This is a genomic window from Streptococcus infantis, from assembly GCF_047460875.1.
Classification (GTDB): Bacteria; Bacillota; Bacilli; order Lactobacillales; family Streptococcaceae; genus Streptococcus; species Streptococcus infantis_AA.
In genome coordinates this window covers 199,986-216,030 of sequence record NZ_JASHFI010000001.1, presented here as the reverse complement: position 1 = coordinate 216,030, position 16,045 = coordinate 199,986, and the positions used below count along the sequence as shown (strand labels likewise).

General features: G+C 39.7%; 15 protein-coding genes. 12 read left to right on the top strand and 3 right to left on the bottom strand.

Translation table 11 applies throughout. From position 1 onward, the window contains the following. Window positions 1–7: 7 nt before the first annotated feature. Entirely contained in the window at window positions 8–3,295 is a 3,288-nt protein-coding gene (locus tag QM887_RS01100) for a pneumococcal-type histidine triad protein (RefSeq protein WP_414270130.1), read from the top strand. Between the two features lie 35 nt (window positions 3,296–3,330). On the opposite strand, the gene pepT is transcribed toward QM887_RS01100, so the two are convergent. Then, window positions 3,331–4,554 (bottom strand): peptidase T, encoded by a 1,224-nt coding sequence (pepT, locus tag QM887_RS01095; RefSeq protein ID WP_414270129.1) that lies wholly within the window; start codon window positions 4,552–4,554, stop codon window positions 3,331–3,333. A gap of 154 nt (window positions 4,555–4,708) precedes the next feature. On the opposite strand from pepT, the gene hemH reads away from it, so the two are divergent. Continuing rightward, the gene (gene hemH, locus QM887_RS01090; protein WP_414270128.1) at window positions 4,709–5,803 is read left to right on the top strand and encodes a ferrochelatase; all 1,095 of its coding nucleotides are present in this window, start codon (window positions 4,709–4,711) and stop codon (window positions 5,801–5,803) included. A gap of 404 nt (window positions 5,804–6,207) precedes the next feature. On the opposite strand, the gene mnmE is transcribed toward hemH, so the two are convergent. Together mnmE and QM887_RS01080 are read right to left on the bottom strand one after the other, a co-directional pair. Beyond that, entirely contained in the window at window positions 6,208–7,581 is a 1,374-nt protein-coding gene (gene mnmE / locus QM887_RS01085) for a tRNA uridine-5-carboxymethylaminomethyl(34) synthesis GTPase MnmE (RefSeq protein WP_414270127.1), read from the bottom strand. A gap of 122 nt (window positions 7,582–7,703) precedes the next feature. Next, entirely contained in the window at window positions 7,704–7,886 is a 183-nt protein-coding gene (locus QM887_RS01080) for a 4-oxalocrotonate tautomerase (RefSeq protein ID WP_001117398.1), read from the bottom strand. Between the two features lie 123 nt (window positions 7,887–8,009). Between QM887_RS01080 and QM887_RS01075 the strand changes: the two genes are divergently transcribed. From QM887_RS01075 to QM887_RS01030, 10 genes are all read left to right on the top strand, one after another. Then, on the top strand, window positions 8,010–8,609 hold the full coding sequence (locus QM887_RS01075) for a thymidine kinase (RefSeq protein ID WP_414270126.1): 600 nt from the start codon (window positions 8,010–8,012) through the stop codon (window positions 8,607–8,609). Then, window positions 8,599–9,078: a GNAT family N-acetyltransferase gene (locus tag QM887_RS01070; RefSeq protein ID WP_414270125.1), complete on the top strand. Its 480-nt coding sequence runs from the start codon at window positions 8,599–8,601 to the stop codon at window positions 9,076–9,078. Before QM887_RS01075 ends, QM887_RS01070 begins: the two co-directional genes overlap by 11 nt. A gap of 9 nt (window positions 9,079–9,087) precedes the next feature. Continuing rightward, window positions 9,088–10,167, top strand: coding sequence for a peptide chain release factor 1 (prfA, locus tag QM887_RS01065; RefSeq protein ID WP_001028815.1), 1,080 nt, complete (start codon window positions 9,088–9,090; stop codon window positions 10,165–10,167). Continuing rightward, window positions 10,167–11,003 carry a peptide chain release factor N(5)-glutamine methyltransferase gene (prmC, locus tag QM887_RS01060; protein WP_414270124.1) on the top strand — a complete coding sequence of 279 codons (837 nt, stop codon included), beginning with the start codon at window positions 10,167–10,169 and terminating at the stop codon, window positions 11,001–11,003. Before prfA ends, prmC begins: the two co-directional genes overlap by 1 nt. Then, on the top strand, window positions 10,987–11,589 hold the full coding sequence (locus QM887_RS01055; RefSeq protein ID WP_414270123.1) for an L-threonylcarbamoyladenylate synthase: 603 nt from the start codon (window positions 10,987–10,989) through the stop codon (window positions 11,587–11,589). Before prmC ends, QM887_RS01055 begins: the two co-directional genes overlap by 17 nt. 1 nt (window position 11,590) lies before the next feature. Next, window positions 11,591–12,022: a GNAT family N-acetyltransferase gene (locus tag QM887_RS01050; protein WP_414270122.1), complete on the top strand. Its 432-nt coding sequence runs from the start codon at window positions 11,591–11,593 to the stop codon at window positions 12,020–12,022. Window positions 12,023–12,081: 59 nt separating this feature from the next. Next, window positions 12,082–13,338, top strand: coding sequence for a serine hydroxymethyltransferase (gene glyA / locus QM887_RS01045; RefSeq protein ID WP_414270121.1), 1,257 nt, complete (start codon window positions 12,082–12,084; stop codon window positions 13,336–13,338). 7 nt (window positions 13,339–13,345) lie between these two features. Then, the gene (locus QM887_RS01040) at window positions 13,346–14,320 is read left to right on the top strand and encodes a nucleoid-associated protein (protein WP_414270120.1); all 975 of its coding nucleotides are present in this window, start codon (window positions 13,346–13,348) and stop codon (window positions 14,318–14,320) included. Then, on the top strand, window positions 14,320–14,922 hold the full coding sequence (locus QM887_RS01035; RefSeq protein WP_414270119.1) for a lysozyme family protein: 603 nt from the start codon (window positions 14,320–14,322) through the stop codon (window positions 14,920–14,922). Before QM887_RS01040 ends, QM887_RS01035 begins: the two co-directional genes overlap by 1 nt. An 82-nt stretch (window positions 14,923–15,004) precedes the next feature. After that, window positions 15,005–15,979, top strand: a complete 975-nt coding sequence (locus tag QM887_RS01030) for a DUF1002 domain-containing protein (RefSeq protein WP_414270118.1) — start codon at window positions 15,005–15,007, stop codon at window positions 15,977–15,979. Window positions 15,980–16,045: the final 66 nt, after the last annotated feature.

Sequence of the window (16,045 nt, the reverse complement as noted above, 5' to 3'; positions counted from 1 at the left end):
GGAGATTATGAAGATTAATAAAAAATATCTAGCGGGATCTGCAGTGGTCCTTGCCTTAAGTGTTTGTGCTTATGCTTTAAATCAACATCAAGCACCTGAGAAAAAAGATGACAACCGTGTATCCTACGTTGATGGTAAAGAGTCTGAAGCTAAAAATAATGAAACTCTGACACCAGACCAAGTTAGCAAGAAGGAAGGCATAGAAGCTGAACAGATTGTTACCAAAATCACTGATCAAGGTTATGTGACTTCACACGGCGACCATTTCCATTACTATAATGGTAAGGTGCCTTATGATGCTATCTTTAGTGAAGAACTGGTCATGAAAGATCCAAACTATCAGCTGAAGGATGAAGATATTGTCAATGAGATTAAAGGTGGCTATATCATCAAAGTTGATGGCAAATACTATGTCTATCTAAAAGATGCTAGCCATGCAGATAATGTTCGTACCAAAGACCAAATTGAGCGTCAGAAACGGGAAGGCACATCAGACAGAGGAAATGAAACTAAGGAAGTCCTTGCTGCACGAGCTCAAGGCCGATATACAACGGATGATGGTTATGTCTTTAATGTTGCAGATATCATTGAAGATACAGGTGATGCCTATATCGTTCCTCACGGTGGACATTATCACTACGTTCCAAAGGGTGCACTTTCCTCAAGCGAGTTGGCTGCTGCACAAGCCTATCTGGCTGGCAGGAGAAGTCAACCGAGTGTGACGGACTATAAACCGAATCCAAGTGTCGAACCAAGTCCTCAAGCAGATAACTCAGCTACAAACAAACCAGTAGCTCAAGCGGACGACCTTCAAAGTCTTCTTGCTCAGTTATATGCTTTACCAGTTAGTCAACGCTATCGAGAATCTGATGGTTTGGTATTTGACCCAGCTAAAATTACCAGTCGTACACCATCAGGGGTGGCCATTCCACACGGTAATCACTACCATTTCATTCCCTATAGTAGTATGTCTGCTTTGGAACAAAAGATTGCTCGTTTGATGCCACTTTCAGGTCTTGTAACACCATCAAATCCTGTAGAAACTCCAAGTAAACCTAGTGAAGATCATGAGCACAACCATGACCATGAAGATGGAGAGAATCATGATCATAACCACCATGGACACGACCAAGAAGAGCCGGGTCATCATGGTCAGGAAGGCGAAGGACAAGGCCATGACCATGACCACAATCATGACAATCCCCACGATCATGGATTCGATACTAATCGTGTTATAAGTGAAGATGAGCAAGGTTTTATCGTTTCTCATGGAGACCACAATCATTATTTTTACAAGAAAGATTTGACGGCTCAACAGATTAAAGAAGCTCAGGAACACTTGAAAGGTAAAACCGAAGTTAAACCTAATCCATCAGATGAGCACCATGATGAAGACGGGCATGATCACCACCATGGTGAAGACCACGATCACGGATTCGATGCTGACCGAGTGATCAGTGAGGATGAGCAAGGTTTTGTGGTTTCACATGGAGACCATGCTCACTATTTCTTTAAAAAAGATTTGTCAGCAGAGCAGATTAAGGCAGCGCAAGAGCATTTGCATGGGCACCATCAGGCAGAGCCTGTAAAACCTCTTGCCAAGACTGTAGAAAGTTTCTCTCGAGATGCCAGCGATGAAGAAAAGATAGCTTATATCTCTAAAACTTATGGTGTTCCGCTTGAAGCGATCCGAATTTCAAATGGATTCTTTGTATTTGGAAATCCAGACCAGGCTTATGACCCAACTCACATTCACCCTTATGCAGTTCGAAAGGAACACGTTCGCATTCCTCTCCAAACAGGTGATGCAGAGCTTGATTTCCTAAACGAACTCTATACAACCGCTCTACGTGATGGTGTTTCTCCTTATAGCTTGCAGGTTGAAAATGGTAGCTTTGTTATCCCTCATGGTGATCACAACCACTACATCAAGGTTCAAACTAAAGGTTATGAAGTCGCTTTGAAAAACAAAATTCCTGCATTACAGTCAACTTACCAACCTGGTGCCTTTGATGAAAAAGCAGTCCAGTATAAGATTGATCAACTCTTGGCAGAAAGTCGCGAAATTTATAAAGATAAACCAATTTTACAAAGACAAATTGAACTTGCTTTGGGTCAATTTTCTGAGAATATGAAGAAGCTATCAACCAACTCTACTGCAGGTTATTTGGCAGCTTTGGATTTGTTTGATAAGCAGTATATTCACATTGACTCAAGTGTCAAACCAACAGAAATCAGTCCTTTAGACAAGAAATATCAAGCTTTAGTAGATAAGATTAATACCTTAGACACAGATGCTTATGGACTTCCTAAGAAAGATTTATTGACTCAGCTTCAAGAAAATAAACTAGCCCAAGATGAAGCAGGTTTAGATGCAGTTGAAGCTAAGTTACAAGCTTTGCAAGATTTTAATGACCGTACTGGAGTTACAACAGTAGAATACATCAAGTATTTCTACCAACATCTATCTGACGGTCGCTTAAATGACAAGTTACGAGATAAAGTTGCCAACCTAACGTGGACACTTTATCAGTCACAATCCTTCCTTAAGGCAACTGACTTGAACAAACTCTTCCCAGAAATCTATCAAACAAAACTGGAAGTAGAAGAAGCACTGAAAAATGAGCCAGTTGCAAGCAAGGCTTCTGAAACAATCTTAGATACAGAAAAAGTGGATGGACATAGTGCTAAAACTGCAGTCTATGAGTTCTTGAAAGGTTTGTATGATGATATTAAACCTGAGGAACAAAGTAACCATGTCTTAAAAGGTCAGGTGGCAGGACTTTTAACAAAAGCTGTAGAATTGGTAAGCCAAGTGAAAGAAGAAGGTGTTAAAGCTTCACTTGTTGACGAAGTGAAGAATCTGAAAGTTGCCTTTGACAAAGAGGATGCTGACCTAGATGAATTGAACATGCAAGTCCAAGATCTTCTGAAACGCATTTCACAAACCATTCAGAATGAACATGAGAATGTCAACCAGGACCCAGAGGTTTTAGTTCTCTACCAAAAACTTTATAATGGTGTCATTGCCCTTCATACTTATTTAGAAATGAATAATGGTTCTGATGCTGACTTTGAAAAAGTGGACGCCTTATTTGATAAGCTTAGTGCAGCAAGCAAAGACAAGCAAGCTCTTCTATCAGTTGCTCAAGAAATCTTAGTATTGAATCAAGAAATTAGAACAAAAGCTGCCCTAGCTGAAACAAACAAAGAATCAGCAAGTGATAAACAAGATGATTCAAGCTCAAAACCTATAGCGGCAACTCCTGAATCAACAGAAAAAGTAGCAGAATAAGCAAAAGACGAAGTAGCAACGCTACCTCGTCTTTTTTAGTCTTTATAAGCTACAATCCCAATAATGGTGTCGACTGCACGTTCCATAGTTTGAAGGCTAACGTATTCAAAACGTCCGTGCATATTTTCACCACCAGCAAAGATATTTGGCGTAGGAATCCCCATAAAGGAAATTTTAGAACCGTCTGTTCCGCCACGGATAGGTTCGATAATTGGTGTGATACCAAGGTCTTCCATTACTGCTTTGGCAATGGTTACTGGTGTCATATCCTTTTCAATGACTTCTTTCATGTTGTAGTACTGGTCTGTCAAAGTTAAAGTAACACGATCACTACCAAGTTCTTGGTTCATCTTATCAGCGATAGCTTGCATAGCAGCTTTACGCGCTTCAAAGTTTTCTTTTTCAAAGTCACGAATGATATAGCTAGCACGCGCTTCCTCTACACTACCAGATACATCCATGAGATGGTAGAAACCTTGGTAACCATCTGTCAATTCAGGTCGGTCACCAGCTGGAAGTTGGTTGTGGAAATCAATCGCCAACTGAAGGGCGTTAACCATTTGTCCTTTGGCTGTTCCTGGGTGAACATTACGACCTTGGAAATGGAGTTCAGCACCTGCAGCAGAGAAGGTTTCGTATTGAAGTTCACCAAGAGGTCCCCCGTCAACTGTATATGCAAAGTCAACATTGAAGTCTTCTGCATCAAATTTATTGGCACCAACACCGATTTCTTCATCAGGACCAAATCCGACACGGATTTCACAGTGTTTAATTTCAGGATGAGCAGTCAAGTATTCGATAGCTGTCATGATTTCAGAGATACCAGATTTGTCATCAGCACCTAGAAGGGTAGTCCCATCTGTAGTAATTAAAGTTTGTCCATGATAATTGTCTAAGCTCTTGAAATCCGCTGGATCTAGTTTGAAACCAGAGTTCCCAAGCTCGATAACGCCGCCATCATAATTTTCAATAACTTGCGGGTTAACACCTTCAGCATTAAAATCAGCTGTATCCATGTGGGAGATAAAGCCAATCTTACGAGTCAAACTAGGATCGTTAGCTGGAAGAGTACCGATAGCAAAACCGTTTGGTAGATAGTAGACATTTTGCAAACCAACACGTTTCATCTCAGGGATGAGGACATTGCTTGCGAAGTCTACTTGACTTTGGGTACTTGGTGTAGTGGTTGAATGTTCGTCAGAACGTGTATTGACTTTGACATAAGTCAAAAAACGCTCCAACAATGTTGGGTATTTCATAAAAACTCCTTTTTTCCTTCTTTTAAAACCATTGTATCATAGAAAGAAGAGAAAAACAAAAATCAGAAGGAAGATAAAATCCTTATGTTAGCGTTTACTTATGGCTACTTTAGTGATACAATAAAAAAGATAAAAATATCACAAGGATGGAAATATGAAAAAAGCGATTTTAATGATGACATTTGGTTCACCAGAAGAGATTACCTTTGAAGGAGTAGCCGACTTTTTTACCAACATTCGTCGTGGAGTTCGACCTCAAGATCACGAGATTCAAACACTCTATGATAATTATGTTCGAATTGGAGGAACTCCACTTCAAAAAATTACCCGTGAAGAAGTTGCTTTGGTAGAAGCTAGGTTAGGAAATGAATATAGTGTGTATTTTGCCAATAAATTTTCAACCCCTTTTATTCCAGATGTGATTCGGCAAATGGAAGCAGATGGAATTGAAAAGTGTATTTGCTTGATTTTGGAGCCACACTATTCTTTTTACTCTGTCATGGGGTACGAAAAGTTTCTGGAAAGCAAACAAATTCAGTTTTTAGTTATTAAGGACTGGTATCAAGAAGAAGCACTATTAAACTATTGGACAGCTGAAATTGCTAAGATTTTAAAAGAAAAGGTGAAACAGGATAGCTTTAAAGTCATCTTTTCTGCCCACAGTGTACCCATTTTTGCCTTGGATTTTGGTGATCCCTATATCGACCAGATTTTCGAAAATAGCAAGTTAATTGCTGAGAAATTAGGCTTGAAACCAGAGCAATATACCAACACTTGGCAGAGTGAAAGTGATATTGGTATTCCTTGGATTAAGCCAGATGTTCTGGAATATCTTAGAGAACAGGAAGAACATCCAGAGCATTATATTTTTGTGCCTATTAGTTTTATCAGTGAGCACATTGAAGTCTTGTTTGACAACGATGTGGAATGTCATGACTTGTGTCAGGAATTGGAGGTGAACTACCATCGTCCACCAATGCCAAATACAGATTCTCGTTTTATTGATGCCTTGGTCAATATTATCCGAGCTAATGAACATAAAGAATTTAGAGAATTCCTCCCAGAAGAAGAAACCTTTGATGAATTAGTCCCTTCGGATGAAACTAAGAATATTTTAGATGAATCTCAAGATTTACAAATGCCAGAATTTGTTAAAAAATTAATTGAGAAAAAAGGTCGTGAAAATGTCAAGATGCCTTATTTAATCAAAAAAATGCTTGAAAAAGCTGGCAAATTACCTAAAGACTAAGTGAAAATAGAAAAGAACTGGTAATACTCTTCGAAAATCAAATTCAAACTGCGTCAACGTTGCCTTGCCGTACTCAAGTACAGCCTGCGGCTAGTTTCCTAGTTTGCTCTTTGATTTTCATTGAGTATAAGGTTTGTTTCAGATTTCTGCTAAGGTAGGATATAACTTAGAAGGTGAAAGAAAAGGCGGTGGGACAGAAATCGATAGACAAAGTCTTGATTTCGTAGTCCCAGCCCCGCGAGGATGATTAGGAGCTTTTTGGAGTCTAAAAGACGAACAAAAAGTTCAATCAGCTACCGCGTCAAATTATGATTGATAATAAAAAGTGAGGTCGGGATCTTTTTGTCCCAACCTCTTTTTAGGTGACTAACATTTTTTAAACTAGTTTTTATTATTTACCCAAATTATTTACCCAAACAAAATTGGCTAAATAACTGAGTAATGAGTTCATCTGGTGCAGCATCACCAGTGATTTCCCCAAGAATTTCCCAGGTACGGGTCAAATCAACTTGAAGCAAATCAACTGGCATACCGAGTTCAAGTCCTTCGTTAACAGCTTGCAGGCTTTCAACTGCCTTCTCAATCAAGGAAATGTGGCGAACATTGGATAGGTAAGTTGCATCTTGTTCAACCAAGCCAGCATTTTCAAAGAAGAGGTTGTTAATCCGTTCTTCAATCTTATCAATGTTTTGATTTTTGAGGACTGAAATACGGATGACATCTTCAGGAAGCTCAGCAGTTTCAATAGCCTCAGGTAGGTCAGTTTTGTTGAGAAGAATGATTCGATTAGTATCTTGACTGATTTCAAGAAGTTGTCGGTCTTGGGCAGTTAGAGGTTCGCTGGCGTTTAAGACAAGTAAAACCAAATCAGCTTCCTTGAGAGCTTTTTTGGAGCGCTCAACCCCTATCTGTTCGACGATATCATCTGTTTCACGAATACCGGCTGTATCAATCAATTTGAGAGGAACACCATTGATGTTGACGTATTCTTCGATGACATCTCGTGTCGTACCAGCAATATCTGTAACGATAGCCTTTTCTTCACGAAGGAGATTGTTGAGAAGACTGGATTTCCCAACATTGGGACGACCAATGATAGCTGTTGAAATTCCCTCACGAAGGATTTTACCACGACGTGCCGTTTTTAAGAGATTGGTTAAGAGTTGTTCAAACTCCATAGTTTTTTCACGGACAACAGCAGTAGTGGCTTCTTCCACATCGTCATACTCAGGGTAATCGATATTAACCTCAACCTGAGCCAAGGTATTGAGAATTTCCTGACGAGTATTATTAATTAAGTCAGATAGAGAACCGTCTAATTGTTTGACCGCTATATTCATAGCCTTATCAGTCTTGGCACGAATAATATCCATAACAGCCTCGGCCTGAGTCAAGTCTACACGACCGTTAAGGAAGGCACGCTTAGTAAATTCACCAGGCTCTGCCATACGAGCACCTTCACGGATAGCCAGTTGGAGAATTTCATTGGTTACGGCGATTCCACCGTGAGTATTGATCTCGATAATGTCTTCACGAGTGAAGGTCTTTGGAGATTTCATAGCCCCAACCATAACCTCATCCATGACTTTCCCTGTCACAGGATCAACAATGTGGCCGTAGTTAAGTGTATGGCTGTCAACCTTACTCAAGTCCTTGCCTTTAAAGATTTTCTGCGCAATGGCAAAACTATCCGTTCCGCTTAAACGAACAATCCCAATAGCACCTTCACCAAGCGGCGTCGAGATGGCTACAATGGTATCAAATTCCCGTGTAATCATTTTAATTCCTTTATAGTTTATTTGTTTGTATTGACTAATATCTCTTAAAATTGTAACAAAATATAGTGTTTTATTCAACGAATGGCACTTATAAAGAAAAGCCTAAGCATATTGCTTAAGCTTTACTTAGTGCGCATTTCGCCTTGTGGGAAATAGGTTCCTTCAGGCATATCGTTGATAATGACATGAACAGCAGACTGAGGTGCACCAGTGTTGCGAATCACAGCTTCCGTAACTTCCTTGGCTAGGGCTTTCTTTTGTTCTAGCGTGCGTCCTTCAAATAAATCGATACGTACAAATGGCATAATTGCGTCCTCCACTAGTTATTTGATTTCTTCTATTTTACCACAATTTGCCATTTAAAGCTTTGAGAAAATATGGTATACTAGAATGTAGCAAAAATTTAGAAATGGACGTGAAATAGAAGCATGGCACAGTTGTATTATCGTTATGGGACCATGAACTCTGGCAAAACGATTGAGATTCTTAAGGTAGCCTATAACTATGAGGAGCAAGGAAAGGGAGTTGTGATTATGACTTCGGCTCTGGATACGCGTGACGGTGTTGGCTATGTTTCAAGTCGAATTGGGATGAAAAGACCAGCAGTTGCTATTGAGGAAACGACGGATATCTTTGGGTTCATCCGAGATTTACCTGAAAAGCCCTATTGTGTACTTGTCGATGAAGCCCAGTTTTTAAAGCGTCACCATGTTTACGACCTAGCTCGTGTTGTGGATGAGTTAGATATACCGGTCATGGCATTTGGTTTAAAAAATGACTTTCGTAATGAACTATTCGAAGGTTCAAAATATCTTTTGCTCTTAGCAGATAAGATTGACGAAATCAAGACCATTTGCCAGTATTGCAAGAAAAAAGCGACCATGGTCTTGCGCACGCAGGACGGATTTCCAGTCTATGATGGTGAGCAGATCCAGATAGGTGGGAATGAAACCTATATCTCGGTTTGTCGTAAACATTATTTTGCCCCACTGATAACATCTAAAAAGGAACAAGACTATGACAATTGAACTAAGAGATGTTACAATGGAAAATTATTTTGATATTCTGAATTTGGATGTTAAGGAATATCAAAAACAATTTATTGCTACTAACACAATTAGTTTAGCTGAAGCATATGTCTACACTAAAAATGAAGATTTTGTGGCTCCATTGGCAGTTTATGATAATGATGCAATCATAGGGTTTGTGATGTTAGCTTATGATAAAAAGATCGGAATTAGTAGTGGAAATTATTTACTATTTCGTTTTATGATTGATAAGAATTTTCAAAATCAAGGATATTTTAAACCAATTATGGATAAGGTGCTAGACTATGTTCGGACAGCGCCAGCAGGTTTAGGAAATAAACTTTGGTTGTCTTATGAGCCAGAAAATGAACATGCAAGATCTTGTTACCTCAGTTATGGATTCAAAGAAACTGGGGAAATATCCGAGAACGAAGTAGTAGCAATCTATGATTTAACAATTGAGAAATAAGGAGAAAAAATGAACATCTATGATCAACTACAAGCTGTAGAAGACCGTTATGAAGAATTAGGAGAATTGCTGAGTGACCCTGATGTCGTTTCAGACACCAAGCGTTTCATGGAGCTTTCAAAAGAAGAGGCTTCAACTCGTGACACAGTAACAGCCTACCGTGAGTACAAACAAGTCCTTCAAAACATCGTTGACGCTGAAGAAATGATTAAGGAATCAGGTGGAGATGCGGACTTGGAAGAAATGGCCAAGCAAGAACTCAAAGATGCCAAGGCTGAAAAAGAAGAATACGAAGAAAAACTGAAAATCTTGCTCCTTCCAAAGGATCCAAATGATGACAAGAACATCATCCTTGAAATCCGTGGAGCAGCTGGTGGAGATGAAGCAGCACTATTCGCTGGGGATTTGCTCACCATGTACCAAAAGTATGCGGAAGCCCAAGGCTGGCGCTTTGAAGTCATGGAGGCTTCTATGAACGGTGTCGGTGGTTTCAAAGAAGTGGTTGCCATGGTTTCAGGTCAGTCTGTATACTCTAAACTCAAGTACGAATCAGGTGCCCACCGTGTGCAACGTGTCCCTGTGACAGAAAGCCAAGGCCGCGTACATACTTCTACAGCGACAGTTCTTGTCATGCCTGAAGTGGAAGAAGTAGAATACGATATTGATCCAAAAGACCTTCGTGTTGATATCTACCACGCATCAGGTGCTGGTGGACAGAACGTCAATAAGGTTGCAACTGCCGTTCGTATCGTTCACTTGCCAACCAATATCAAGGTTGAGATGCAGGAAGAACGTACCCAGCAGAAAAACCGTGAGAAGGCTATGAAGATTATTCGTGCGCGTGTTGCTGACCACTTCGCACAAATTGCTCAGGATGAACAAGATGCTGAGCGTAAGTCGACAATCGGAACTGGTGACCGTTCAGAACGAATCCGTACTTATAACTTCCCACAAAACCGTGTCACAGACCACCGTATCGGCTTGACCCTCCAAAAACTAGATACCATTTTATCCGGTAAATTGGACGAAGTTGTGGATGCCTTGGTGCTCTATGATCAAACACAAAAATTAGAAGAATTAAACAAATAATGAAATTAGCTCAATTATTTTCAGATTTTGAAGAAAAGTTGATAAGACAAGGAGAGGAAGCAGAAAGCCTCTCTTTTGTCTATCGAAGCCTTAAAAATTTATCCTTTACAGACTTTGTCTTTACCCTTCAACAAGAGGTAACAGAAGAAGAAAAACAATTTGTAAAAGAGATTTACCAACAGTTAGCAGCTCACAAGCCAGCTCAGTATATCATTGGACAGGAAGATTTTTATGGAATACAGTTAAAAGTTGATGAGCGAGTATTGATTCCTCGTCCAGAGACAGAAGAGTTGGTGGAGCTCATTCTAGCTGAAAATCCTGAGACGAATCTTTCAGTTCTGGATATCGGTACAGGTAGCGGAGCTATTGCTCTAGCTCTAGCAAAAAACAGACCCAATTGGTCAGTAGTGGCAGCAGATATTTCCCAAGATGCTTTAGATTTAGCTAGCGAAAATGCTAAAAATCAAAAATTTAATATATTTTTTAAAAAATCTGATTGTTTTGCAGAAATTTCTGAAAAATATGATATAATTGTATCCAATCCACCCTATATCTCTCGTGACGATGAGTCAGAGGTTGGTTTGAATGTTTTGCATTCGGAGCCTCATCTAGCTCTCTTTGCAGACGAGGATGGCCTAGCTATTTACCGTAGAATTGCGGAAGATGCAACAGACTATCTCAAAGATGGTGGTAAGATTTACCTTGAAATTGGATACAAGCAAGGTCAAAGTGTTCCTGAACTTTTTAAGAAATATCTTCCTGAAAAGCGAGTAAGAACACTCAAGGACCAATTTGGTCAAGATAGGATGGTCGTGGTTGATGATGGACAGGATTAGACAAGAGTTGGAAAATGGTGGAGCTGTCGTTCTGCCTACAGAGACGGTTTACGGTCTTTTTGCCGAGGCTTTAGACGAAAAAGCAGTTAATCATGTTTACCAGCTCAAACGTCGTCCTAGAGACAAGGCACTCAATCTAAATATCGCCTCTCTAGAGGACATCTTGCATTTTTCAAAGAATCATCCAACTTATCTACAAAAACTTGTAGAGACCTTTTTACCGGGTCCCTTGACCATTATTCTCGAAGCCAATGACCGAGTTCCCTATTGGGTCAATTCTGGTCTCGCGACTGTTGGATTTCGGATGCCCAGTCACCCCATTACACTAGATTTGATTAGAGATACGGGTCCCTTGATTGGACCGTCTGCCAATATCTCAGGTCAGGCAAGTGGTGTAACCTTTGAACAGATTCTGAAGGATTTTGACCAAGAGGTTCTGGGTCTGGAAGACGATGCTTTTCTGACTGGACAGGATTCGACTATTTTGGATTTGTCTGGAGACAAGGTGAAAATCTTACGCCAGGGGACGATTAAGCGAGAAGACATTCTTGCACAGTTGCCAGAGATTTCTTTTGAGGAGGAATAAGATGATAAGAGATTTGCAAGAAACAGATGTGAATGCTATATGTGAGATTAACCAAGATGCTTTAGGTTATTCTTTCAGTCCAGAGGACACAGCTAGTCAACTAGCTAGATTATCTCAAGATGAACATCATTTTTTACTTGGCTATGAGGATGAAGTCAGTCATGCCTTGCTTGGATATGTCCATGCTGAAGTTTACGAATCACTCTATTCCAAAGCAGGATTTAATATTTTAGCTTTAGCAGTTTCACCTCAAGCGCAAGGTCAAGGTATTGGTAAAAGCTTGCTAAAAGGGTTGGAAGAAGAAGCAAAAAGACGTGGTTATGGGTTTATCCGCTTAAACTCTGCCGATCATCGTCTGGGTGCTCATGCATTTTATGAAAAAGTTGGTTATACTTGTGATAAAATGCAGAAACGGTTTATTCGCATCTTTTAGTTTATTTTCATATTCTAAAACAAACTAAAGGACCTGTCACATTATAAAGGAGAAGACCTATGATTTTTGACAAAGATGATTTTAAAGCATACGATGCTGATCTCTGGAATGCTATTGCCAAAGAAGAAGAACGCCAACAAAACAACATTGAGTTGATTGCTTCGGAAAACGTTGTCTCCAAGGCTGTTATGGCAGCTCAAGGGTCTATCTTGACGAATAAATACGCCGAAGGTTACCCAGGCCGCCGTTACTATGGTGGGACTGATGTGGTAGACGTGGTAGAAAGTCTAGCTATTGAACGTGCAAAAGAAATTTTCGGTGCTAAATTCGCTAATGTCCAACCTCACTCAGGAAGCCAAGCCAACTGTGCGGCTTACATGGCCTTGATTGAACCAGGTGATACCGTTATGGGGATGGATTTGGCAGCAGGTGGTCACTTGACCCACGGAGCTCCAGTTAGCTTCTCTGGTCAAACCTACAACTTTGTTTCTTATAGTGTGGACCCTGAAACGGAACTCTTGGATTTTGATGCTATTTTGAAACAAGCCCAAGAAGTAAAACCAAAACTAATCGTAGCAGGTGCTTCAGCCTATTCTCAAATTATCGACTTTTCAAAATTCCGCGAAATTGCTGATGCTGTTGGAGCTAAGCTCATGGTAGATATGGCTCATATCGCTGGTTTGGTTGCTGCTGGTCTTCACCCAAGCCCAGTGCCATACGCTCATATCACTACAACAACGACCCACAAAACCCTTCGTGGACCACGTGGTGGTTTGATTTTGACCAATGATGAAGACTTAGCTAAGAAAATCAATTCAGCTATTTTCCCAGGTATCCAAGGTGGACCTTTGGAGCACGTTATCGCTGCTAAAGCTGTGTCTTTCAAAGAAGTTTTGGATCCAGCCTTCAAGGAATATGCTACCAATGTCATCAAGAACAGCAAGGCTATGGCAGATGTCTTCTTGCAAGACCCTGATTTCCGTATTATCTCTGGTGGTACTGAAAATCACCTCTTCCTAGTTGATGTAACAAAAGTTGTAGAAAACGGAAAAGTTGCTCAAAACTTGCTGGATGAAGTCAATATTACTCTAAATAAAAACTCAATCCCTTACGAAACCTTGTCACCATTTAAGACAAGTGGTATTCGTATCGGATCTGCAGCCATTACTGCACGTGGATTTGGTGAAGCAGAGAGCCGTAAAGTGGCTGAGCTCATCATTAAAGCTCTTAAGAATGCAGAAAATGAAGCTGTTTTAGAAGAAGTGAGAAGCGCAGTTAAAGAATTGACAGATGCCTTCCCATTGTATGAGGACTAATACTTTTATGGACATTTATATTAAGAAAGCCATTATCCATCAGTTCAGCCCAGATGACACGAACTTGTTTCTAGCGGATAAATTTCTCAATATCACTCCAAAAATCGAAGAATACCTGCGCAAGAAAATTGAACGTGTGTATTCAGATGAAGCCAAGACTGGGATTTTCGAAGAAGAAAATCCCTTCTTCAATCACATCACAGACGATTTATTGGAGACATCGGTGACGCTAGCAAACCTATGGAAAGAGGAATTCAGCATTTCTGAAAATCTCAAGACCAACGACTTGATTTTTGTGCAGTTTTCTAAAGAAGGAGTAGAGCATTTTGCTTTTTTACGTATTGCCCTGCGTGAGACCTTGACCCACCTCGGTGGAGAGGTTGATAATCCAATCAAGCTGACTCAGAATAACCTGCCTGGATTTGGTACAGGGGCTGACGAGGCCTTGGTCGTCAATCTTCAGAGTCGCAAGTACCATCTGATCGAAAAACGAATCAAGTATAACGGGACTTTTTTAAACTATTTTTCTGAGAATCTGATCCAGGATCAGCCAAAGATTTCACCTAAAAAGTCTATCAAGGAACTTGAAAAAACGGCTCAGAGAATTGCTGAAACATTTAATACAGATGATTTCCAGTTTCAATCCAAGGTCAAGTCCGCTATTTTCAACAACCTTGAAGAAAGCAATGAATTGTCTCCTGAAAAATTGGCCAATGACCTCTTTGACAATAATCTCACTGCACGTCTTAGCTTTATTGATCAGGTAAAAGAAGCTGTACCGGAGCCAGTTCAGTTTGATGAAATCGATGCTAGTCGCCAATTAAAGAAATTTGAAAACCAAAAACTTTCCCTATCAAATGGTATTGAGTTAATTGTACCCAATAATATTTACCAAGATGCTGAGTCGGTAGAATTTATCCAAAATGATAATGGAACCTACTCTATCTTAATCAAAAACATCGAGGATATACAAAGCAAATAATGTTTAAATTTATAAGAAGGGTCTTGCTACTTGTTCTTATCTTATTTACTGGCTATAAACTTTTTCACATATATCAGGATGTTAAGCAGGTCATGACTTATCAATCCTTGGTACGAGAAGTTTTAAGTGAGCAAGATACGCCAGCAAATGAAGAACTAGTCTTGGCCATGATTTATACCGAAACCAAAGGTAAAGAAAGTGACGTGATGCAGTCCAGTGAGTCTGCTAGCGGTACTACTAATACAATTTCTGACAATAGGAGTAGTATTCGTCAGGGAATTCAAACCTTGACTGAAAATCTGTATTTAGCTCAAGAAAAAGGAGTAGATGTTTGGACTGCTGTACAGGCTTATAACTTTGGTCCAGCTTATATCGATTTTATCGCTCAAAACGGGAAAGAGAATACACTTGCCCTAGCCAAACAGTATTCGAGAGAAACAGTTGCTCCGATTTTAGGAAATACAACTGGGGAAACCTATCGCTACCTCAACCCAATTTCCATCTTTCAGGATGGAGAACTTTATGTAGATGGTGGGAACTATTATTACTCTAGACAGGTTCAACTAAACCTCTACATTATTAAATTTTTTAATCTATTTTAAGCACTTAGAAGAATCTAGGTGCTTTTATAAGCTTTCTTTAAGGATACTTTAATATGCTAGATAGGAAAAGGAGGAACGTCTCATGCGAAAGAAATTCTTTCTGACTAGCGCTGCAGTTCTTTTAGCAGTTGCAACTTTGCAAAGCGCTCAAGCAGCCACTGATGTTCAAAAAGTAATTGATGAAACTTATGTTCAACCTGAGTACGTCTTGGGTTCTTCATTAACGGAAGATCAAAAAAATCAAACACTTAAAAAACTTGGCTATGATGCCTCAAAAGATACTAAAGATTTGAAGACTATGACACCAGATGTCTACTCAAAAATTATGAATGTCGCAAACGATTCAAGTCTTCAACTTTATTCATCAGCAAAAATTCAAAAATTAGGAGAAAAATCTCCACTTGAGGTCAAGATTGAGACACCTGAAAATATTACTAAAGTAACGCAAGATATGTACCGTAATGCGGCTGTTACCTTGGGTGTGGAGCACGCGCGTATCACCGTTGCGGCACCAATTCCAGTTACTGGTGAAAGTGCCTTAGCAGGTATTTACTATTCCCTTGAGTCTAATGGTGTTCAGTTACCTCAGGAAAATAAAAACTTGGCTCAGGAAGAGTTAAAAGCCTTGTCAGACATCAATGATGAAAACAAGGACAAATCAGGCTATGATGCCAATAAACTCAATGTAGCCCTTGCTGATATCAAGTCTGCTATTGCTAAAGCTAAAGAGTCTAAAGGCGAGCTCACAGAGGATGATGTTCGTAAGATTGTCGAAGATACATTAAAAAATTATAAGCTAGATCAGGTTATAACAGGAAATCAGATCAATGTCATCATCAACTTTGCCTTTAATCTTTCAAAGAGTGATATTTTAAATAACGAAGACTTTACTAAGACGCTAAAAGATCTAAAACAAAGTATCGTTGCACAAGCAGGTGATAGTTTCAGCAATATTGACCTAAACTTTGATGCCAATAAAGCTATTCAAGACGGTGGAAATATCCTTAGCTCAATTTGGCAAGCTATCCTTGATTTCTTCAAGAGTTTTGGTGCTTAGGTTAATTCATGGTATAATAGATGGTAACAGAACAGTTGCCGTCTTTTTTTCGGCACATAGAAAGTG

Coding starts and splice junctions, on each gene's coding strand:
- QM887_RS01100 (WP_414270130.1), top strand. CDS start 8: ATGAAGATTAATAAAAAATATCTAGCGGGATCTGCAGTGGTCCTTGCC.
- pepT (WP_414270129.1), bottom strand. CDS start 4,554: ATGAAATACCCAACATTGTTGGAGCGTTTTTTGACTTATGTCAAAGTC.
- hemH (WP_414270128.1), top strand. CDS start 4,709: ATGAAAAAAGCGATTTTAATGATGACATTTGGTTCACCAGAAGAGATT.
- mnmE (WP_414270127.1), bottom strand. CDS start 7,581: ATGATTACACGGGAATTTGATACCATTGTAGCCATCTCGACGCCGCTT.
- QM887_RS01080 (WP_001117398.1), bottom strand. CDS start 7,886: ATGCCATTTGTACGTATCGATTTATTTGAAGGACGCACGCTAGAACAA.
- QM887_RS01075 (WP_414270126.1), top strand. CDS start 8,010: ATGGCACAGTTGTATTATCGTTATGGGACCATGAACTCTGGCAAAACG.
- QM887_RS01070 (WP_414270125.1), top strand. CDS start 8,599: ATGACAATTGAACTAAGAGATGTTACAATGGAAAATTATTTTGATATT.
- prfA (WP_001028815.1), top strand. CDS start 9,088: ATGAACATCTATGATCAACTACAAGCTGTAGAAGACCGTTATGAAGAA.
- prmC (WP_414270124.1), top strand. CDS start 10,167: ATGAAATTAGCTCAATTATTTTCAGATTTTGAAGAAAAGTTGATAAGA.
- QM887_RS01055 (WP_414270123.1), top strand. CDS start 10,987: ATGATGGACAGGATTAGACAAGAGTTGGAAAATGGTGGAGCTGTCGTT.
- QM887_RS01050 (WP_414270122.1), top strand. CDS start 11,591: ATGATAAGAGATTTGCAAGAAACAGATGTGAATGCTATATGTGAGATT.
- glyA (WP_414270121.1), top strand. CDS start 12,082: ATGATTTTTGACAAAGATGATTTTAAAGCATACGATGCTGATCTCTGG.
- QM887_RS01040 (WP_414270120.1), top strand. CDS start 13,346: ATGGACATTTATATTAAGAAAGCCATTATCCATCAGTTCAGCCCAGAT.
- QM887_RS01035 (WP_414270119.1), top strand. CDS start 14,320: ATGTTTAAATTTATAAGAAGGGTCTTGCTACTTGTTCTTATCTTATTT.
- QM887_RS01030 (WP_414270118.1), top strand. CDS start 15,005: ATGCGAAAGAAATTCTTTCTGACTAGCGCTGCAGTTCTTTTAGCAGTT.